Source organism: Luteibacter sp. P1_D3 (assembly GCF_056406135.1).
The window spans coordinates 1-19,906 of record NZ_JBFUAT010000021.1; the positions used below are offsets into that span (position 1 = coordinate 1).

Here is a 19,906-nt window from a genome sequence, read left to right on the forward strand (position 1 = left end):
GTCCCAGCGCCAGCAGGTCCGTCTGGACGGCACCCGGCACGATGGCCGGCTGCCAGTCCGTCGGGGCCTTTTGCGCGATCGCTGGCGCCGCCCCGGGAGCGAGGCGGAACTGCCAGCCGGTGGAGAGGTCCCTCTCCACCGGCGTGGCTGCCGTGGCGGCGCCGGCAACGAGCCAGGCCACCACCGCCAGCGACGCGCGGCGCATCACAGCTTGAAGCCCAGCGTCAGCGTGTACGTACGGCCGTTCTTGTAAGCATTGAGCGGCTCGGCGGGCGTGTTGTTGTACACGTAGTACGTTTCGTCGAGCAGGTTGGTGCCGTCGAGCGAGATACGCATGTGGTCGTTTACCTGATAGCCGATCGACGCATCCAGTTCACGGAAGATACCGGTGATCTGCGCCGACTCCAACTGGGCGATCTGCGTGAAGTACGCCGAGCGCCAGCTGTAGGTGATCCGCGCATCCCAGGGACCCTTCTCGTAGTACGGGCTGAGGTTGAACGCGTTCTTCGAGTTGTACGGCAGCGGGAAGTCGTTGCTCGTGCTGGCGTCGGAGTACGTGTAATTGGCCAGCATGCCGAAGCCGTACTTGAACACCTGCTGGTAGGTCAGCGAGATGCCCTTGACCTTGGCCACGCCGGCATTCACCGGCACTTCCATGTCGTACACGTCGTCACGCAGGTTGGTCAGGTTGTAATGCGTCTGCTTGACGTTGGTGTTGAGGATGTAACCGGAGATGCGACGGAAGAAAAACTCCGCGGACAGCACGCTGTTCTCCGAGAAGTACCACTCGGCCGAGGCGTCGTAGTTGGTCGACTTGTACGGCTTGAGGTCGGTGTTGCCACCCGAGCCGGTCAGCGTACGGTCGTCCAGCGCGATGTACGGGGTCATCTCCTGGTAGCGCGGGCGGGCCATCGTCTGTGCCGCGGCGAAACGCAGGGTCACGTCTTCGATCGGGTCATAGGCGATGTTGAACGACGGCAGCCAGTCGTGATACGCGCTGCGCTTGTTCACCGGGGCGTACTGATCCGGGCCGATGCTGTTGTAACCGTTGACTGTGTCACGCGTGCGGTAGTAGCGCACGCCGAGGTTGCCGCGGTAGGAATCGCCCGAGAAGTCGCCCTGGATGTAGAAGGCGCGGTTCTGCTCGGCGATGCTGTAGGTGGCCTTCGGATCGAGCGGAACGCTGGTGACGAGGCTGTTGACGTAGTCCTTCAGGCCACCCGCGCTGATCGTGCTCCAGTTGGCCATGCTGCTCGTGCCGTCGAGGCCACCGAGGTAGCCGCTCGGCGTGCCGCCACCCAGGACATCGGACAGCGAGACACCGCTGCCATCCGGCGACGGAATGCGTGCCGCATAGGCGTCCTGGCCGTTGAGGTGGTTGGTCGCCTTGATGCCGACCTCGATCTGGTTCAGCGGACCCCACGACACGTCGTGGCGGAAGTCGGTCTGGAAGTAGCGCTCACGATCGTAGCTCGGTGCGTAGCTGAAACCCGCACCGTGGGCGAGCATTGCCCCCGGATTGTCCGGGCTGTTGAAATTGATCTGCGGGTGCTGGCCGTCGAGGTTCCAGTTGTAGCCACCGAAGCCCTGGAACTGGGCGTTCCAGATGCCTTCCGAACCACCCGTCGAACCGGTGTAGCCGACCTGGCTCGTCGCCGACCAGCCGTCACCGTACCAATCGGCGCGCAGTTGCGCGGTGCCGGTGTTGACCTTGGACTCGCGCTCGTAACCGTCGAGGTAGGTCGACGCGCCCGGGCCGTAGGAGCCGCTGGTGGCGACGCCGTTCTGGAAACCGAGGGCCGTGGCCTGCGGCGCGCTACCCGACCAGTCACCGTAATGGCTCTGGTTGAAGTTATCGAACTTCTCGGTGACGTACAGGCCTGTGAAGTTCAACTCGAACGCGTCGTTCGGCTTCCACTGCAGGTCGGTCGACACGCCGTCACGCTTGCGCTGCTGCTGGAACCACGCGGTGTTGATCGCGGTCGGGTAGACACCCTTGGTGCCCGGCGCGACGACGTTGGGATTGAACTGGTGGTTCGGATCCGTATCGGTCGGATCGTTGGCACGCTGGTAACCGAAGACCTCGGTACCCTGGCGATCGATGATGCGGTCCGAATGCATGACCGAGCCGAGCACGCCGAAGGTGGAGTCGTTGTTCTTCCAGCTGTACAGCATGGAGGCGTTCGGCTTGCCGGTGTCGGCGCGATCGTTATAGCCGTAGCTGACGTTGCCGGTGAGCGTGTTCGCCTTGAGGTCGAGCGGCTTGCGGGTGTTGACGATGACGGTGCCGCCGATGCTGCCCTCGTCGATGTTCGCCTGCGGGGTCTTGTAGACCTGGGCGTTACCGATGATTTCCGAGGTGAGCAGGCTGTAATCGAACGAGCGGCTGTCCGGGTTGTTCGGGTCCGACGTCCAGTTGGTCGACGCCAGGGTCTGGCMGTTCAGGAGCAGGCGGTTGAGCGCCGGGTCGGTACCCAGGATGCTGACCTTGTCGCCTTCGCCGAAGTTGCGGTCGACGCTGATACCCGGCAGGTGCGAGAGCGATTCGGCCACGTTGCGATCCGGGAACTTGCCCACGTCTTCGGCCGAGATGGCTTCGACAATGGAGTCGGAGTTGCGCTTGAGGTCGAGCGATTTCTGCAGGCTGGCGCGGATACCGGTGACGGTCACGCCCTCGAGGTTGGCCGCGTTCTGCGCGTTGGCATCCGTCGCCGGTGCCGGTGCCGGTGCGGGCTCAGCCTTCTTGGCGGTCGTGGCGGGCGGGGGCGTCGCGCCGGCGTCCTGCGCCATGGCGGTACCCGTGGCGAACAGCCCGGCCATGATGGCCATGGAAAGGGCGCTGATCCGGTAATTCACTGCTATCTCCTGGGGATGAGAATGTTTTTTCGGGACGAACGACACCGCGCAAGCTTTCGCCTGCGTTCGTCGTTCGTTCCATTGAATGTGTCGCTTGCCCTGCCGCTGGGGGGACCGCAGCGTGTTGCTGTTGCAACCTTGTTACGCAGCGGATTTTTAGTGTCCGGTGACAACGTTGTCAACCGATTTTTTAACTCGATCTAAAGTCAGACAAATGATCGCAAGTCACTGTAGTAAATGGCTTTAGTGAAATAACGAAAATACTGCAATGCGGAAATTCTCATGGGGCATTTGGATCGATCCATGCGCAGGCAGGACATTCGATGCCATATCGTAAATAGCTGCTTTGGATGATGTTTTCAGATCGTCCATGAGCAGCGTGACGTGAGGCGTCGGTCAGACACCCGCTTTGTTGCGATGCAGCGTAAAAACAACACGAATCCATGCCAACGCGCCGATGAACGACATCGGCAAGTCCTTGCGGAATCGCTTTTCAGACAGCCATCAGTCACCTCGACTCATTGAAGCTGAATGCAACACGGCCTGACGCACGAGCAAAGGAACTCATGGTGAGCAAGCGATTCGCACGGGATATCTCGTTGATGTCCGCTCTGTCCGTATCACTCATCGGCGGCCTTGCCGGCTGCCAGCGGGAGGCACCGGCCGATCCACAGGCGCCGGTAGCCGCAACGACCGCTATCGCACCCGCACCGGCCGCGACCCAGGCACCGGCGTACCAGGCACCGACAGCCGAACAACTCTTCGCCCTGGTGGCACCCATTGCCCTGTTCCCCGACCGCCTTGTCGCACAGACGCTGGCCGCATCGACGCACCCCGACGATGTCGCGGCCGCTCGCGACTTCCTCGAGCAGAACCGCAACCTGACCGGTAGCGCGCTCATCGATGCCGCCGACAGTCAGCCCTGGGACCCCAGCGTGAAGTCGCTGGTCGCCTTTCCGGCCGTACTCGACCAGCTCGCCAACAACACCGAGTGGACCGCTGCGCTGGGCGCCGCCTACACCAGCGAGCCCACGGACGTGATGAATGCGATCCAGGTCATGCGCGGTCGCGCCCGCGCGCACGGCAACTTGCAGAACTCCGCCCAGCAGACCGTACAGATCGATCCGCGCGGGCCCTCCGACGACGAGACCGTCGCCGAGGACGGTGGCATCGTCGCGGCACCCGCGCAGACCATCCTCATCGAGCCCGCCGAGTCCGACGTGGTCTACGTGCCCGACTACGATCCCGATGCGGTGTATGGCGAGCCGATCGTCACCCGCGTGTATTCGCAGGGCTGGTACGAGGCGCCGCCCCGCCGTGACGACCTCATCGCCACCGGGTTGGTCTCGTTCGGCGCGGGCATCCTGGTCGGGGAGCTGTTCGCCTCGCACGGGCATCGCGAACCGCCGCGTTGGGGCTGGAATGCGTGGAACACCTCCTGGGGTGGTGGTCGCCCCGGCGGTCCGCACTACGGTGGTCGTCCGGCCATCGTCTACGACAACCATCCCTATCCGGTGAATCGCACCACGGTGATCAACCGCACGGTCAACATCGATCGCTCGGTGCATGTCGATCGTTCGAACCACATCGACAATCGGCACGACTTCAACAACACCACCAACAACGGCTTCGCCAACCATCCCATCGACCCTCGTCGGCAGGCGGCGCCGATCGCGAACGCCGCACGGCCCTCGCCGCCCGATTACGCGCACATGCAGCGGCCGACATTCACCGCCGGCATGACACATCCCACCGCGCCCAATGCGCGACCGGCCCTGCCACCGCCGCAGGCAGCACGCGCGGAAGGACAGCGTGCCGACGGGCGCGGACCCGAATTCGCCGGGCGTCCGGGCAATCCTGCCGATGTACGCAGCGCCAATGCCGGCCAAGCGTTCCGCCCTGGGCAGAACGCGCCGGCGCAGAACATCGAACGCGGCGAGCCCACGCGCTTCGATCCCCGCCAGCAGGTCGGCGGCCAAGTGGGCCAGGTACCGCGCGTGGATCCTCGCGAGCAGCAGCGTGGCGCCCAGGCCGCGCGGCAGGACGCTCGTCCGCTACCGACTGCCCAGCAGCCTCAACAGCCGCAACGTATCGACCCACGCGCAGACGAAGCGGATCGTTCACGCGCGCAAGCGCAACCGCGGGCCGCCGCCGAAGCGCGACCGCAAGCCATCCCTCAACCGCAGCGTCAGCCTCAGGTCGAGCGCCCCGCCAGTCAGGAACGCCCAACGCAGGCCATGCCGCAACGCGTCGAGCAGCCACGCCCCCAACCGCAGCGTGCGGAACCCCAACGTGAGCCGCAACGGGCCACACCGCAGCAACGTCCGGAACCACAGCACGAAAACCATGCGCCCGCGCCCAGGCCGGCGCCGCAACATCACGACAAAAAAGACGAGCACGGCGGTTGATCAGGTAAATGTAGGAGCCGATTCATCGGCGAAAAGCCAACGGAGCGGTGTAGCCGTACCCTCCCCTCGCCAGCATAGCCCGCTCCCACAGTAAGTCCCACCGCCATCCCAACAAAAAAGGCCCGGCGCAAGCCGGGCCCTTTGCATCGAACGAAGGCGACGCCGTTACTTCTTGCGTGCGCGCTTGGCGACCACCGCTTTCTTCACGGTCACCGGAGCTTTCTTCACCGGCGCAGCCTTGCGAGCTGCCGCGATCTTCTTCACCGGCGTTTTCTTCACTGCGACCTTCCGGGCAGGCGCCTTTTTCGCAGCTGCCTTCTTCGCCGCCACCTTCTTCACCGCCGCCTTGCGTGCCGGTGCGGCCTTCGTCGCAGTGGCACGCGTCGTCTTCCGTGCCGGTGCACGCTTGGTCGTCTTGCTGGCCGCGGCCTTCTTTTCAGCGGAGGCCGAAGCATCCACCTTGGGCTTGGCGGTACGGCGTGCGTTGAGTTCCGCAGCGGAATTCAGCGGGCGCCACGAACGGCCACCCAATGCCAGCAGCGTGTCGGCCGAGGCCGGACCCGCACTGCCCGAGGCGTAGTTCGGGAAATCGGCCGGCGTGCGCTGTGCCCAGTCGTCGAGGATCGGCTGCACGGCGCGCCAGCACGCCTCGACCATGTCGGCACGCTGGAACAGCGTGGCGTCGCCGGTCATGCAATCGTAGAGCAGCGTTTCGTAGCCGACGTTCGGCTCGGCACGGAACCAGTCGGCGTACTTGAAGTCCATGCGTACCGGCGCGAGTTCCACGCGAGGACCAGGACGCTTCACGTCGAACTGCAACGAGATGCCTTCGTCCGGCTGGATCTGCAAGACGAGCCAGTCCGGACCGAACGCGTCCATGCCCGTGCCACGGAACGGGGCGAACGGGGCGGACTTGAAGCGGATGGCGATCTCCGTCGTCCGGCGGCCCATGTGCTTGCCCGTGCGCAGGTAGAACGGCACGCCCGACCAGCGCCAGGTGTCGATCGACAGCTTCAGCGCCACGAAGGTCTCGGTGACCGAATCCGGTGCGACGTTCGGCTCGTCGCGGTACGACGTAGCGAGCTCGTTGTTCACCGCGCCCGGGCCGTACTGGCCGCGTACGGCGTCTTCGGGCTGGATGGGACGGATCGCCTCGATGGTCTCGGCCTTGCGCGTACGCACGGCTTCGGCATCGAACGAGGTGGGCGGCTCCATCGCCACCATCGCCAGCAGCTGGAACAGATGGTTGGGCACCATGTCACGCAGCGCACCGGTCTGCTCGTAGAACGAGCCGCGGCGTTCGACACCCACGGTCTCGGCCACGGTGATCTGCACGTGGTCGATGCGATCGCGATTCCAGATCGGCTCGAACAGGCCGTTGGCAAAGCGGAAGGCCATGATGTTCTGCACCGTTTCCTTACCCAGGAAATGATCGATGCGATAGATCTGGTCTTCGCGCAGCACCTTGAGGATGCGTTCGTTCAGCGCATGCGCCGAGGCGAGATCGTGACCGAACGGCTTCTCGATGATCACGCGGCGCCAGAAACGACCGTCCGCACCGCCATCGTCGACCAGGCCGGCATTCTTCAGCTGCTCGATCACGTCGCCGAAGAAACGCTCCGGCGTCGCCAGGTAAAACAATACGTTGCCCTGGGTGCCGCGGCGGCGCTCGGCATCCTTGAGCTTGGTGGCCAGGCTCTGGAAGGCGCTGAGGTCGTCGAAATCGCCCGCGTGGTAGCTCATCTGGCTGCTCAGCCAGCCCCACGCGTCGTCATCGAGCTTGGCGCCCGCGTTGCTGACGTAACGCTCGAGCGCGGTGTGCAGGCTCTTCTTCCACGCGTTATCGGCCATCTTGCCGTGATTGAAACCGATCACGGAGAAATTGTCGGACAACAGGCCGGTGCGGCGCATGTTGTACAAGGCGGGTACGACGAGGCGGCTGGTGAGGTCACCGGCAGCGCCGAAAATCACGACGGTACACGGGTCGGCCGGGTGAGCGCGCGAGGTGACGCGCTTCGATTGGGCTTGGCTCATGCACGGGCTCCTTGGGGATCGGTGGTATGGGGGGAAGCGTGGCTGTCGGCAGTCGCGCTATAACCATGCGCGAGACTGAAAGCGGCATTAACCAACGCTACGTGGGAAAAGGCTTGTGGGAAATTGCCCAGTAGTCGTTTCGACCGAGGATCGTACTCCTCTGCGAGCAATCCGAGGTCGTTCGACAAGCCGACAAGTCGAGTGAAAAGCGTCCTCGCCTCGTCCAGGCGGCCCAGCAGTACGTAGTTTTCCACCAGCCAGAAGCTGCATGGGAGGAATTCCCCCTCGCCCGGCGGCAACCCGTCGACGCCGCTGCGCGTGTCGTAGCGGCGAACGAAGCCTTCCACGAGGAGATCTTCCTCGATAGCCCGGACCGTGGCGACAATGCGCGGATCGTCCGGGGGGAGAAAATCGGTGAGGGTCACCAGCAGCAGGCTGGCGTCGAGTTCGGTCGATCCATAGGACTGGGTTAAACAACCACGCACCGGATCCACGCCCTTGGCGAGGATGTCGGCCTTGATCTCGTCGGCGACGCCGCGCCAGCGCCGGGTGAAACCCGGGTCGCGGCCGTCACGGTCCTGCTCGGCGGCACGTTGGAACGCCAGCCACGCCATGACCTTGGAATGGACGAAATGACGCGGCTCGCCGCGGATTTCCCAGATACCCTCGTCCGGGTGACGCCAGATGCTCTCGAGGTGCTCGAGGAAGACCGACTGCACGTCATCGGCATCCGGCTGCAAGGCCACCCCGTGACGTAGCGCATGGTCGAACGCGCCGACCAGCTCGCCGAAGATATCGAGCTGGAACTGGGCCGACGCTGCATTGCCGACGCGAACGGGCTTGGCGCCCTCATAGCCCGACAGCCAGGGCAGTTCGAACTCCTCGAGGCGGCGTTCGCCGGCCAGCCCATAGAGCACCTGCAACTGGCCGGGCGACCCGGCGACGGCGCGGCGCACCCACTCGCGCCAGGCACTGGCTTCGTCGTGGTAGCCGGCATTGACCAACGCCGAGAGCACGAAGGTGGCATCGCGGGCCCAGCAGAAGCGATAGTCCCAGTTGCGTTGGCCGCCGAGCTGTTCGGGCAACGAGGTCGTGGGAGCGGCGACAATGCCGCCGGTGGGCAGATAGCTGAGGCCCTTGAGGACGATCAGCGAGCGACGGACGATATCGCTCCATTCGCCAGAGTCGTTGCAGCGACCGGACCAGTTTTCCCAGAAAGCGAGCGAGTCCTTCAGTTCCTGCCGGGCATCCAGCGCCTCGGGCGGCGGCAGGTGCGAGGGGCCCCAGGCCATGACGAAGGGCACCGAGTCGCCCGCACTGACGGCGAAACGAGCGACGCTGTGCATGCCCTCGCCTTCGACCGAGATCGGACTGCGGACCACGAGCAGGTCAGGCCCCGCCACGGCGGTGATCGTCTGCTCGTCGAGGCGACTCACCCAGGGCAAGGCACTGCCGTAATCGAAACGGATGGTGAGGACGCTTTCGAAATCCACGCGCCCTTCGATGCCCTCCACGATCCGGGTCACGCCCACCTGTTCGTCGGCGAAGGGCATGAACTCGATGACACGGGCGCGACCGGTGGCGCATCGCCATTCCGTTTCGAGCACGAGGCTGCCGTCGATGTAATGCCGCTCACAGGTGGCGTCGGGATCGGCCGGGGCGATGCGCCAGCGGCCGTTGCTCTCGTCGCCCACCAGGGCCGCGAAACAGGCGGCCGAATCAAAGCGCGGTACGCATAGCCAATCAATCGAACCATCGCGCGAAACCAGGGCGGCGCTGCGGCAGTTGCCGAGCATTGCGTAGTCTTCGATCCGGGATGCCATGGGGTCCTCGTCGTGGGCGCTATTCCGTTTACGGTAGTCGCCGGGACGTTAGGACCGCGTAGCGATCAGTGACCGGATGTCGCGACCGGCGAGCGATCGCCGCGTGCGGCTTCGAACAGACTGTGCGCAAGTTCCTGCTCCCCGTAAATGACCTCGCTCGCACCGAGCCCGGCAAGGTGATCCATGCACTCCTGCGAATGCGCACGCGCCACGATCGGCAAATCGGCGCGAAGCTGACGCGCGGCACGCACCACCTGTCCAGCCTCGAAGGGGTCCGGCACGGCGACGATCAGCGCACGCGCACTGGAGAGATTGGCCTCGGCCAGGACCAGCGCCGCGGCGGCGTTACCGATCACCACATCCGCCTCGCCCGAGTCGCGCAGGGTCCGCACGGCGTCCTCGTCGGTTTCGATGACGAGCACGCGCGCGCCAGCCTCGCGTAGCTCGGCGAACACGCGGCGCCCCACGCGACCGAAACCGACCAGCACGGTGTGACCACCGACGGCGGCCGGATGCTGGTCGGGCGCGTCCGCATCGTGCTTGGCGATCCAGCGATCCAGCGCCACGAACAGCAGCGGATTGACCAGGATGGAGACGATGGCTGCCGCGAGGATGACATCGCGCGCCTGTGCGCTGATCAGGCCAACCGAGACGCCGAGCGCGGCGAGGATGAAAGAGAACTCGCCGATCTGTGCAAGGCTGGTGGCGATCGTCAGCGCCGTCTTCACCGGCCGGCCGAAGGCCCGCACGATAACGAACGCCGCGGCCGACTTGCCCACGATGATGATCAGGCAGGCAGCGAGTACGACCCACGGATGCTCGACGAGGATGTGCGGATTGAACAGCATGCCGATGGAGACGAAGAAGAGCACGGCGAAGGCGTCGCGCAACGGCAGGGTCTCCTCCGCAGCCTGCTGCGAGAGTTTCGATTCGCCCATCATCATGCCGGCGAAAAAGGCGCCCAGCTCGAACGAGACATCGAACAGATGGGCCGCGCCGAAGGCGACGCCCAGGGCCATCGCCAGCACGGCGAGTCGGAACAGTTCGCGCGATCCCGTGGCCGACACGGCCTGCAGCGTCCAGGGGATGACCCGTTTGCCGACGATGAGCATCAGGGCGACGAAGACCACGACCTTGCCGACTGTCCAGGCCACGGTCTCGAACAGCTCACCCATCGAGGGCGCGGCACCGCCTTTCTCCGACCCGAGGAAGCCGCCGATGGCCGGCAGCAAGACCAGCGCCAGCACCATGGCGAGGTCTTCGACGATCAGCCAGCCGACCGCGATGCGACCGCGATCGCTGTCGAGCAAGCGGCGCTCTTCCATGGCGCGCAACAGGACGACCGTGCTCGCCACCGACAGCGCCAGGCCGAAGACGAAACCCTGCGCGAGCGGCCAACCCAGCCCCCAGCCCAGCAGCATGCCGAGGCCCGTAGCGACGCCCATCTGCACGGCCGCGCCGGGAATGGAGATCGCCTTGACCGAGAGCAGGTCCTTCAACGAGAAATGCAGGCCCACCCCGAACATCAGCAGGATCACGCCGAGATCGGCCAGCTCCTGCGCGATGCCGGCGTCGGCCACGTAGCCGGGAGTGAAAGGGCCAGCGACGACACCGGCGACGAGATAGCCGGCGAGTACCGGCAATCGAAGGCGGTTGGCGATGGCCCCGAAGATGAAAGCGAGGACGAGTCCGCCGACGATGGTGGCGATGAGTGGCGTGGCGTCGTGCATGGCAGCTCCCTGATCAACCCTTCAAGATTGGGGACGACTAGCGGACCATGCAACCTGAGAAGATCCTCAAGCTCCGCTAGCGGTCAGCACCGCGAGAAAATCCTTGCCGTACCGCTTGAGCTTGTTCTCGCCCACGCCACTGATCGAACCCAGTTCGTCTTCGTTGGCCGGCAGCGCACGCAGCATCGCCAGCAAGGTGGCGTCGTGGAAGATGACATAGGCCGGCACGCCGTGCTGCTTGGCCAGTTCCGAGCGCACGCGGCGCAGTTCGCTCCATAGCGGCTGCTCGATCTCCTCGATGCCCAGCGAGCCGCCCGTGGTGGCCGGCGACGGCCGCGAGGTGCGGCGGCCCTTGGCCGGACGCGCATCCTCGCGCAGCCATACCTTGCGTTCGCTCTTCAGCACGGGGCCGCTCGTCGGCGACAGCCGCAGCGTGCCGTACCCCTCGGGATCGGCCTCGATCAGACCGGCCGCGAGCAACTGGCGGAACACCGACCGCCACTGCGTGGCGTCCATGTCGGCGCCGACGCCGAACACAGTGAGCTGGTCGTGGCGAAGATCGCGGACGCGCTCGCCCGCTTCGCCACGCAGAATCTCGATGAGATGCCCGGCGCCGTAGCGCTGGCCGCTGCGATAAATGCAGGACATGGCCTTCTGCGCGGCAAGCGTCGCGTCCCATGTCGTCGGCGGCACCAGGCAGTTGTCGCAGTTTCCACAGGGCTGCGGATAGACCTCGGCGAAAGCTTCGAGCAACAACTGGCGACGGCAGCGCGTCGCTTCGGCAAAGCCGAGCAGGGAATCGAGCTTGAGACGCTCGATGCGCTTGCGATCGTCGCCGGCCTCGGACTGCGAAATCATCTGGCTCATGGTGACGACATCGCCCAGGCCATAGACCATCCAGGCTTCCGCCGGCAGGCCATCGCGACCGGCACGACCGGTCTCCTGGTAGTACCCCTCCATGCTGCGCGGAAGGTCCAGGTGGGCGACGAAGCGCACGTCCGGCTTGTCGATACCCATGCCGAAGGCGACGGTGGCCACCATGACGACCGCGTCCTCACGAAGGAAGCGCTGCTGGTGACGCGTACGCGTGTCGCCGTCGAGGCCGGCGTGGTACGGCAAGGCCTCGACGCCAGCCTCGACCAGCCAGGCCGCCGTCTCGTCCACCTTGCGGCGGCTCAGGCAATACACGATGCCGGCTTCGCCGCGATGCGCGTCGAGGAAGTCCAGCAGCTGTCGCCGTGCGTTCTGCCGTGGCGCCACGCGGTAGCGGATATTGGGCCGATCGAAACTGGAGACGAAGCGACGCGCCGCGTGTAGGCCGAGCCTTTCAACGATTTCTTCGCGCGTGCGATCGTCCGCCGTGGCGGTGAGGGCAATGCGCGGCACTTCCGGGAACCGCTCGTGGAGGATCGCCAGTTCACGGTATTCGGGACGGAAGTCGTGGCCCCACTGCGAGACGCAGTGAGCTTCATCGATGGCGAACAAAGCGATGGGGATGCGATCGAGCAGGCCGAGAAACCGCCCGGTGAGCAGCCGCTCCGGCGCAACGTAGAGCATGTCGAGGTCACCGGCGAGCAGGAGCTCCTCGACCTCGCGCTGGGTCGCCGAGTCCAGGCTCGAATTGAGGTAACGGGCACGAACACCGGCCTCGGTCAGCGCGTCGACCTGATCCTGCATGAGGGCGATGAGTGGCGAGACGACAATGCCCGTACCGTGGCGCATCAGGGCGGGAATCTGGAAACACAGCGACTTGCCGCCGCCGGTGGGCATCAGGACGAGAGCGTCGCCGCCGTTAGCAACCTCCTCGACGATGGCCTGTTGCTGGCCGCGGAACTCGGGGTAACCGAAAACGGAGTGAAGGAGGTCGTGGGCCTGGGACTGCATCCCGCCATGCTAACAAACCGGGCCCTTCATCCGTCATCTGCTGACAGCTGAACGGGCTGTAGGCCTACGCCGATTTGGGATGAAAGCGATGTTCTTTCGAGGCCTTCGAGCAGCTAATGGAGCCGAGCCCGACCTCGGTGGCTCGTCGGCTGTTCGTGTCCTTCGAAGGGGAAGGAAGATGAAGACTCCGTGCCTTACCGCTGCATGCCTCGCTTGCGCCTTCGCGACGGGCGCCCCACCCCTCTATGCCGAAGACGGTCGCATCGTCTTCACCGGCGATATCGTCGAGCCCGTCTGCCCTTTGCGGGACGGCGCACTCGATTGTCCGCCAGGGCGGCAGGCCTTCGCCGCCGTCCGTCCCCTCGATATCGCGTCCGCCAGGCAGCAGATTCGCGCCGAGCTCTTCGACTACGCGTTGCAGCGCGACCGCACCGCCGCCTGGCAGGTGGTCGACATCACCTATCGATGACCCCGCCTGACGATACCGCGCACGGCGTCATCCCCAGATGGCCCGGTCGAGGTCGTGATCGAGTCCGAAGGCGCTCATCGGCACGCGTCCATCCTTCACGGTGACGCCCTCGGCCTTGAGCCGCCGGCACTGTTCGCGAAACCCCTGGGTGCCGGCCGGAATGCCGATCCGGCCGTCGGCGCGGAGCACCCGATGCCAGGGAAGGTCGAGTCGGTTGGGCGCGTCGCCGAGCACGCGGCCGATCAGGCGGGCGCGCCCCGGATAGCCGGCCCGCGCGGCGATCGCGCCATAACTGGCCACGCGCCCACGAGGGATCGCAGCCACCGCGTCGATGATCCGTGTCGCGCGTAGCGCGCGGGCTTCGTCGTCGTCGAGTTCATCTGTCATGGTCGTTTCGTGCATGCCTGGAAACGGCAGGGAGCGTACCATCGACCCTCCCCAGTGACGGAACTTCCCACGGCGATGCGACACTTCGAGGCCATCCGCTCCCATGTCGGCGGCGTTCACAAGCTCCGCCAGAACGAGCCCTACCTCATCAGCTTCGACCTGGAGCTTCCGGACGGACGCCACCAGGGCATCTACCTGGCCGAGCTGGAAGATTCCGAAGGCCTGCGATTCCTGCGCCTGTCGACCCCGATCGGTCCGTTGGCCGGCGTGGATGCGCGGCGTTGCCTGCGCTTCAACTGGGAGCAGCGCACGGGCTACCTCGCCGAGGCGGACCTGGACGGCTCGCCGTATCTACACCTGTGCGAGAACCGGCCCTACGACTACCTCGACGAGCGCGAACTCGCACGCCTGATCGAAGAACTGGGCGCCACCGGCGACCAGCTCGAACAAGTCGTCAACGGCGAGGCCGACGCCCTCTGAGTCAGAAGAACAGACGGCTGAGCTTGACCAGGCCGTAGCCGATACCTGCCGTGATCGGCAGGGTGAGGATCCAGGCCCAGACCATCCGCTCGACGACCGACCAGCGGATGGCGTTCCAGCGCTTAGCGGCGCCGACACCCATGATCGACGCCGACACGTTGTGCGTGGTCGACACCGGCACGCCGAGGATGGAGGCGGTGAGGATCACCGCCGCCGAGCTGCCCTCGGCCGCGAAGCCATTGATCGGATGCAGCTTGACCATCTTGTGGCCCAGCGTCTTGATGATGCGCCAGCCGCCGCCCGCGGTACCTGCCGCCATGGTCAGCGCGCAGACGACCTTGACCCAGACCGGGATCGGGAAGCCACCGGGCGCCGCCGGGTCGTGCGGAATGCGCAGGAAATGCAGGATCGTGGGCAGGTGGTCGAAGTGACCCGCCGCGGTGGCGCCGGCCAGGGCGAGCGCGATGATGCCCATGCTCTTCTGCGCGTCGTTCATGCCGTGGGACAGACCCATCGCGCTGGCCGAGACGATCTGCGCCTTGCCGAAAAAGCTGTTGACGAACGGGGTGCGACCGAAGCGGCGCAACGGACCCTTGCGGCTCGAGAAGAAGCCGAGCAGCGCGTACAGGCCGCCCATCAACGCATAGCCGATGACGAAACCGAGGAAGGGCGAGACCATCATCGGCAGGATGACCTTGGGCATGACGCCCTTGCCCAGCCACCAGTGGGCCCCGCCCTGCCACCAGATGATCGAGTGCAGGTTGCCGTCGGACGCGGCCAGGGCCGCACCGCACAGGCCACCGACCAGGGCGTGGCTGGAGCTGGATGGCAGGCCCATCCACCAGGTGATGAGGTTCCAGATCGTCGCGCCGAGCAGCGCGCTGATCAGCAGCTGCGAGCCGACATCCACCACGCCGGTATCGATCAGGCCCGAGGCGATCGTCGCCGCGACGGCGGTACCCCAGAGGGCACCCGCCAGGTTGGTGACCGCCGCCAGGAGCACGGCCTGGCCCGGCGTGAGGACCTTGGTCGCGACCACGGTGGCGATGGAGTTCGCCGTGTCGTGGAAGCCGTTGATATAGGTGAACGCGAGGGCGATCAGGACGACCGCGATGACCATGCTCATGGGACGGCCGCCCTCAGGAGTTCTTGAGCACGATGGCGTAGACGACGTTGCCGACGTCGCGGCACTTGTCGACCGCCTTTTCCACCAGTTCGAAGAGATCCTTGGCCAGAATGGCTTTCAAGGGGTCGGAGCCTTCGGCGTAGAGCGTACGGTAGGGGTCGAGCAGGAGACGGTCGGCCTCGGACTCCAGTGCCTGCAACTGATCGCGCAGCTTCTTCACCGGGTCGATCTTCAGGCCGTTGCGCAACTGGCCGATCATGGCTACGACCACCTCGGCCGACCGCTCGAGCAGGGCCGCGCGCTGGCTGAAGTCGATGCCCTGGAGCCGCTCGGCGACGATCACGTAGYGCTCGGCGAACTTCTCGATGGTCTTGGGGATCTTGTACAGCGCGGAGTTCAGCGCCTCGATGTCTTCGCGGTCCAGCGCAGTGACGAAGGTGTTGACCAGTTCCTCGCCGATCTGTCCATGCAAGGCCTTCTCGCGGGCGCGGGCCGTGCTGAAGGCCGCCATGACCGGGGTCCGGTCGGTCTGGGTGACCAGCTCGTGCATCGCCTTGGCGCTTTCGCGAGCCGCCTCGGCGCTCGCCTCGAGCAGGCCATAGAACTTGTCGCCCTTACCGAACATCGTCTGGAGTGAAAACATGGGGTCGCCTGGGGGAACCTGGGGGGATTTATGACGCCAATGTTACCGGAAGAGAGCCGATTCATCGGAAGTCAGTACATGTAGGAGCCGATTCATCGGGGAAAAGCCAACAAAGCAAAGAAGCCACACCCCCCAACACCACGACCACCCACCCCCCGGTCTGATATATATCCCCCAATGCTCTCCGACATCCTGCTCGTCCTCTTCCTTTCCCTCGGCAACGCGTTTTTCGCGCTGTCCGAGATGTCCGTCGTGGCCTCCCGCAAGAGCCGCCTGAAGCAGATGGCGCGCACCAGCCGGCGGTCCGCGGCGGCGTTGCGCCTTGCCGAGTCGCCGGAGCGCTTCCTGTCGACCGTCCAGGTCGGCATGACCCTGATCATCCTGGTCACCGGTGCCGTGGCCGGCGATACCCTGGGCGAACAGTTCACCGCCCTCATCCATGGCGGCGAGCCCGCCTGGCTGGAGCCCTACGCGAAGATCGTCGGCTGGCTGCTCGGCTTCCTGCTGATGTCCCTGGTGCAGATCGTCATCGGCGAGTTGGTGCCCAAGCGCGCCGCGCTGACCGCGCCCGAGCGGATCGCCTCGCAGATCGCCATGCCCATGCTGGTGATCTCCCGGATCACCCTGCCCATGGTCTGGCTTCTCAACCACCTGTCCAGCGGCATCCTGCACGTCCTTCGCCTGCGCCGTGGCGACGCCTCGGCGGCCACCGAAGAGGAGATTCGCCTGCTCGTCGCCGAGAGCGCCGAGCAAGGCATCCTCGACCTCGACGAGCGCAACATGGTCAACCGCGTCCTTCGCCTCGGCGACCGGACCGTCGGTTCGGTCATGACCCCGCGGATGAAGATCGCCTGGCTCGATACCAACGCGTCACAGGAAGACAATCTCGAAGTGCTGCGCGAGACACCGTTCTCGCGCTACCCGGTCTACCGCCGCGACGAAAGCGAGGTCGTCGGTACGGTCGAGGTGAAATCGCTCTTCAGCACCTTGCAGCGCGGTGAGGTGGACCTGTTCAAACACGTCTCGCGCCCCCTCTTCGTCCCCGCGACCGCGCGTGCCCTGGACCTGCTCGAGTCCTTCCGCGACGCCGACACCCAACTGGCCCTGGCCGTCGACGAATACGGCGACATCGAAGGCCTGGTCACCCTCAACGACTTGCTGTCGGCCGTGGTCGGCGCCACTGCGCCGTCTACCGACGACACGACCCACGATGGCCCGATCGTTCGCCGCGAGGACGGCAGCTGGCTGGTCGATGGCGCCCTGCCGGCCGACGACCTGCGCGAACTATTGCAGCTCGACCGCCTGCCGAACGAAGAGGAACACGAATTCCGCACGGCGGCCGGCATGGTCACGACGAATTTCGGCCACATCCCGCGCGCGGGTGAATCCTTCGTGTGGCAGGGGATCCGTTTCGAGGTGATGGATATGGACGGCGCCCGCATCGACAAGCTGCTGGTCAGCATGGCGGGCGAGAGTGAGGCCGTCGCCGAAGACGGCGCGTAAAGCCGGCGTTCAAGCGCCGCCCGTGATCGTCCCCGCATGACCGCCTCCCCCGAGCCTCGTGAGGATAAAACCACCGCCCTCCTTCGCAGGGCGTTGCTCGACGCGCCCGAGGACCGTATCGACGTCGCGTCACTGCTCGAACCCCTGAAGCGTCGCGCTTTCGGTTTCCTGCTGCTCCTTCTCGCCATCCCCAACTTCATCCCGGTGCCGCTGGGCATCGGGGGAATCATGGGCGTGATGGTGATCGCGCTGGGCGTGGAGATGCTGATCGGCCTCGAGCATCCCTGGATTCCGGGATTTCTCAGGCGACGCACGCTGTCCCGCGAGGGCCTGTTGCGTTTCCTCGACCGCGCGGAGCCGATCACCCGACGCCTCGAAACGGTGTGCAGACCCCGCCTGCAACGGCTGACGCGCCGCCCGTTCACCCTGCTTTCCGGCGGGATCATGATCCTCATCGGCGTCCTGCTCGCCCTGCCGATCCCGTTCACCAACTACCTGTTCGGCGGCATGCTGATCGCCTTCGCCTTTGCGCTGGTGGAGCGCGATGGCGCGCTGCTGATCGGCGTATGGACGGCGACCCTGGCCATCGTCATCGCCTCGGCGACGTTCAGCCGCGCGCTGGCGGGGCTGGTGAGCGACCTGTTCTAAGCCCCAGAAACGTCCGGCGACCCGGTCAATCCTTCTTGTGAGCGAGCTCCGCCATCCGCTGGGCGTCGGCAAGGATGCCGTGGAGGATACGAAGTTCGCGCAGTTCGGGGCGGGCCCGCAGGAACAGCTTGCGCAGCTTCAGCATGATCGTTACCGGCGAGCGGCCCTTGTGGAACTCGATGTCGTCGAGCATCTGACCCAGATGGGTGAAGAACCGCTCGAGCTGCTCGGCGTCGGCCGGGACTTCATCGGGATCGGGGACCACTTCCGGGGCCTTCGTGTCGGTCGCCTCGTCCGCCAGCAGGGCCGAACGAAGCTCGTAGGCCACCACCTGCACCGCCTGCGAAAGATTCAGCGAACTGAAGTCGTCCACGCTGGGGATGCGGATCATCGCGTGGCAGCGCGACAGTTCGTCATTCTCCAGGCCGGTGCGCTCGTTGCCGAAGACCAGGGCGACCTGTTCGCCCCGGCGGGCGGCGGCGATGGCCTGGGCCACGCCCTCACGGGGATCCAGCTCGGGAATGTTCACCCCGCGACGGCGCGCCGAGAGGCCAAGGGCGAAGGTCGTGCCTGCCAGGCCAGCGACCACGTCCTCCTGGATGGAAGCCTTGGCGAGCACATCGTCCGCGCCGGCGGCCAGGGCGGTCGCCTCCGGATCGGGGAAACGCTGCGGGGCGACCAGGGTCAGCCGGTCGAAGCCCATGGTGCGCATGGCGCGGGCCGCGGAGCCGATGTTGCCCGAATGCGAGGTGCGTACAAGGACGAAACGGAGGCGGTCGTTGAGCTCGGAAAGGGCCATGGCGTCGAGGGGCTGAACGGTAGGACCGGAAAGTCTACAACGGCAATGACTTGGGTGAGCCGCAAGGCAGTGTTAAACTGCCCGACCGACGCGGCTCGACCGCGCTCACCTGTTCTTTTACCAAGTCGATCCCCATGCCCAGACCCGCCGTCAACGTTGCGGCGCGCGCCGCGCGCTCCGCAGGAAACATCATCCTGCGCTACATGAATCGCCTCGAGGGCCTCGCGGTCGTCGAGAAGCAGCGTATGGACTTCGCTTCCGAAGTCGATCGCCTCGCCGAAGCCGAGATCGTGAAGGAACTTCGTCGCGCCTACCCGACCCACGCCATTCTTGGCGAAGAGTTGGGGCAGATCGGCAAGGGGCCGCTGACCTGGGTCATCGATCCGCTCGACGGCACGCACAATTACCTGCGTGGCATCCCCCACTTCTGCGTCTCCATCGCCCTGGTCGAAAAGGGCGAGCCGGTGTACGGCGTGGTTTTCGACCCACTGCGCGATGAGCTTTTCACCGCCAGCAAGGGCGATGGCGCCTACCTCAACGACCGCCGCATCCGCGTGGGCAAGCGCGAAGGCCTGTCGGGTGCGCTGATCGCCACCGGCTATCCGTATCGCGCCCGCAACCACCTGGAACCGCAGCTGGCAATGACGGCCGCCCTCCTCGCCGAAGCCGAAGACATCCGGCGTATGGGTTCGGCGGCACTGGACCTGGCCTACGTGGCATCCGGTCGCGTCGACGGCTTCTTCGAGCCGGCACTGAACATCTGGGACATCGCCGCGGGCGCCCTGCTGGTCCGCGAGGCCGGTGGTGTCTACAACGACTTCGGCGGCCGCGAAGGCCTGCCCGAGAGCGGCAACATCATCGCCGGCAATCACAAGGTCGCCGCCGCGATGACCGACGTGATCAAGGCCAACGCCACGGCCCGCTTGCTCGGGGTTTGAGCCGACACGTGATGTAGGCGAAGTGCCTGGCAACACCTGGGGCTACTTCCCCGCAATCGCCTCGCAAAGCGCGCGCCCCTGACAGGGCGCGCGCTTTGCGTTTGGATCACAGGACATGCAACCCAGGTCGACGCCACGAGCCGATGTCGTCCTAGACCTAAGACACCCGCGGTGCCCG

At 65.6% G+C, this 19,906-nt stretch carries 16 protein-coding genes; 6 read left to right on the top strand and 10 right to left on the bottom strand.

The genetic code is table 11. The features are described 5' to 3' along the window. Positions 1-181: hypothetical protein (locus AC1DYM_RS14015; protein ID WP_477339286.1), on the bottom strand; the 181-nt coding region annotated here is incomplete at its 3' end. Between the two features lie 23 nt (positions 182-204). Continuing rightward, positions 205-2,829 carry a TonB-dependent receptor gene (locus AC1DYM_RS14020; protein WP_477339403.1) on the bottom strand — a complete coding sequence of 875 codons (2,625 nt, stop codon included), beginning with the start codon at positions 2,827-2,829 and terminating at the stop codon, positions 205-207. 596 nt (positions 2,830-3,425) lie between these two features. Between AC1DYM_RS14020 and AC1DYM_RS14025 the strand changes: the two genes are divergently transcribed. Then, positions 3,426-5,264 (top strand): DUF3300 domain-containing protein, encoded by a 1,839-nt coding sequence (locus AC1DYM_RS14025; protein WP_477339288.1) that lies wholly within the window; start codon positions 3,426-3,428, stop codon positions 5,262-5,264. A gap of 165 nt (positions 5,265-5,429) precedes the next feature. Here the strand turns inward: AC1DYM_RS14025 and zwf are convergent, their stop codons facing one another. From zwf to recQ, 4 genes are all read right to left on the bottom strand, one after another. Further along, the gene (gene zwf, locus AC1DYM_RS14030) at positions 5,430-7,298 is read right to left on the bottom strand and encodes a glucose-6-phosphate dehydrogenase (protein WP_477339290.1); all 1,869 of its coding nucleotides are present in this window, start codon (positions 7,296-7,298) and stop codon (positions 5,430-5,432) included. Beyond that, positions 7,295-9,121: a glycoside hydrolase family 15 protein gene (locus AC1DYM_RS14035; protein ID WP_477339292.1), complete on the bottom strand. Its 1,827-nt coding sequence runs from the start codon at positions 9,119-9,121 to the stop codon at positions 7,295-7,297. The genes zwf and AC1DYM_RS14035 overlap by 4 nt, the downstream gene beginning before the upstream one ends. 65 nt (positions 9,122-9,186) lie before the next feature. Further along, positions 9,187-10,851 carry a cation:proton antiporter domain-containing protein gene (locus AC1DYM_RS14040; protein ID WP_477339294.1) on the bottom strand — a complete coding sequence of 555 codons (1,665 nt, stop codon included), beginning with the start codon at positions 10,849-10,851 and terminating at the stop codon, positions 9,187-9,189. Between the two features lie 66 nt (positions 10,852-10,917). After that, complete coding sequence (recQ, locus tag AC1DYM_RS14045) at positions 10,918-12,735, bottom strand: DNA helicase RecQ (protein ID WP_046966981.1); 1,818 nt, start codon at positions 12,733-12,735, stop codon at positions 10,918-10,920. Between the two features lie 178 nt (positions 12,736-12,913). Here recQ and AC1DYM_RS14050 point away from each other — a divergent pair, with 178 nt between their 5' ends. Beyond that, entirely contained in the window at positions 12,914-13,204 is a 291-nt protein-coding gene (locus tag AC1DYM_RS14050) for a hypothetical protein (RefSeq protein ID WP_477339296.1), read from the top strand. A gap of 27 nt (positions 13,205-13,231) precedes the next feature. Here the strand turns inward: AC1DYM_RS14050 and AC1DYM_RS14055 are convergent, their stop codons facing one another. Continuing rightward, entirely contained in the window at positions 13,232-13,591 is a 360-nt protein-coding gene (locus tag AC1DYM_RS14055; protein ID WP_477339298.1) for an MGMT family protein, read from the bottom strand. A 75-nt stretch (positions 13,592-13,666) separates the two neighbouring features. On the opposite strand from AC1DYM_RS14055, the gene AC1DYM_RS14060 reads away from it, so the two are divergent. After that, on the top strand, positions 13,667-14,071 hold the full coding sequence (locus AC1DYM_RS14060) for a hypothetical protein (RefSeq protein WP_046966983.1): 405 nt from the start codon (positions 13,667-13,669) through the stop codon (positions 14,069-14,071). 1 nt (position 14,072) lies between these two features. Here the strand turns inward: AC1DYM_RS14060 and AC1DYM_RS14065 are convergent, their stop codons facing one another. Both AC1DYM_RS14065 and AC1DYM_RS14070 read right to left on the bottom strand, forming a co-directional pair. Continuing rightward, entirely contained in the window at positions 14,073-15,197 is a 1,125-nt protein-coding gene (locus tag AC1DYM_RS14065) for an inorganic phosphate transporter (RefSeq protein WP_477339300.1), read from the bottom strand. 13 nt (positions 15,198-15,210) lie between these two features. Next, on the bottom strand, positions 15,211-15,840 hold the full coding sequence (locus tag AC1DYM_RS14070; protein ID WP_477339302.1) for a DUF47 domain-containing protein: 630 nt from the start codon (positions 15,838-15,840) through the stop codon (positions 15,211-15,213). Positions 15,841-16,017: 177 nt separating this feature from the next. On the opposite strand from AC1DYM_RS14070, the gene AC1DYM_RS14075 reads away from it, so the two are divergent. Together AC1DYM_RS14075 and AC1DYM_RS14080 are read left to right on the top strand one after the other, a co-directional pair. Then, positions 16,018-17,343 (top strand): hemolysin family protein, encoded by a 1,326-nt coding sequence (locus tag AC1DYM_RS14075; RefSeq protein ID WP_477339304.1) that lies wholly within the window; start codon positions 16,018-16,020, stop codon positions 17,341-17,343. Positions 17,344-17,379: 36 nt separating this feature from the next. Further along, the gene (locus AC1DYM_RS14080) at positions 17,380-17,991 is read left to right on the top strand and encodes an exopolysaccharide biosynthesis protein (protein ID WP_477339306.1); all 612 of its coding nucleotides are present in this window, start codon (positions 17,380-17,382) and stop codon (positions 17,989-17,991) included. A gap of 25 nt (positions 17,992-18,016) precedes the next feature. Here the strand turns inward: AC1DYM_RS14080 and AC1DYM_RS14085 are convergent, their stop codons facing one another. Continuing rightward, positions 18,017-18,790 carry an RNA methyltransferase gene (locus tag AC1DYM_RS14085; protein ID WP_477339308.1) on the bottom strand — a complete coding sequence of 258 codons (774 nt, stop codon included), beginning with the start codon at positions 18,788-18,790 and terminating at the stop codon, positions 18,017-18,019. Positions 18,791-18,924: 134 nt separating this feature from the next. On the opposite strand from AC1DYM_RS14085, the gene AC1DYM_RS14090 reads away from it, so the two are divergent. Then, positions 18,925-19,728: an inositol monophosphatase family protein gene (locus AC1DYM_RS14090; protein ID WP_477339310.1), complete on the top strand. Its 804-nt coding sequence runs from the start codon at positions 18,925-18,927 to the stop codon at positions 19,726-19,728. Positions 19,729-19,906: the final 178 nt, after the last annotated feature.

Bases quoted from the DNA above. Each gene is read 5' to 3' on its own strand.
- zwf (WP_477339290.1), bottom strand. From the start codon at position 7,298: ATGAGCCAAGCCCAATCGAAGCGCGTCACCTCGCGCGCTCACCCGGCC.
- AC1DYM_RS14035 (WP_477339292.1), bottom strand. From the start codon at position 9,121: ATGGCATCCCGGATCGAAGACTACGCAATGCTCGGCAACTGCCGCAGC.
- AC1DYM_RS14040 (WP_477339294.1), bottom strand. From the start codon at position 10,851: ATGCACGACGCCACGCCACTCATCGCCACCATCGTCGGCGGACTCGTC.
- recQ (WP_046966981.1), bottom strand. From the start codon at position 12,735: ATGCAGTCCCAGGCCCACGACCTCCTTCACTCCGTTTTCGGTTACCCC.
- AC1DYM_RS14050 (WP_477339296.1), top strand. From the start codon at position 12,914: ATGAAGACTCCGTGCCTTACCGCTGCATGCCTCGCTTGCGCCTTCGCG.
- AC1DYM_RS14055 (WP_477339298.1), bottom strand. From the start codon at position 13,591: ATGACAGATGAACTCGACGACGACGAAGCCCGCGCGCTACGCGCGACA.
- AC1DYM_RS14060 (WP_046966983.1), top strand. From the start codon at position 13,667: ATGCGACACTTCGAGGCCATCCGCTCCCATGTCGGCGGCGTTCACAAG.
- AC1DYM_RS14065 (WP_477339300.1), bottom strand. From the start codon at position 15,197: ATGAGCATGGTCATCGCGGTCGTCCTGATCGCCCTCGCGTTCACCTAT.
- AC1DYM_RS14075 (WP_477339304.1), top strand. From the start codon at position 16,018: ATGCTCTCCGACATCCTGCTCGTCCTCTTCCTTTCCCTCGGCAACGCG.
- AC1DYM_RS14080 (WP_477339306.1), top strand. From the start codon at position 17,380: ATGACCGCCTCCCCCGAGCCTCGTGAGGATAAAACCACCGCCCTCCTT.
- AC1DYM_RS14085 (WP_477339308.1), bottom strand. From the start codon at position 18,790: ATGGCCCTTTCCGAGCTCAACGACCGCCTCCGTTTCGTCCTTGTACGC.
- AC1DYM_RS14090 (WP_477339310.1), top strand. From the start codon at position 18,925: ATGCCCAGACCCGCCGTCAACGTTGCGGCGCGCGCCGCGCGCTCCGCA.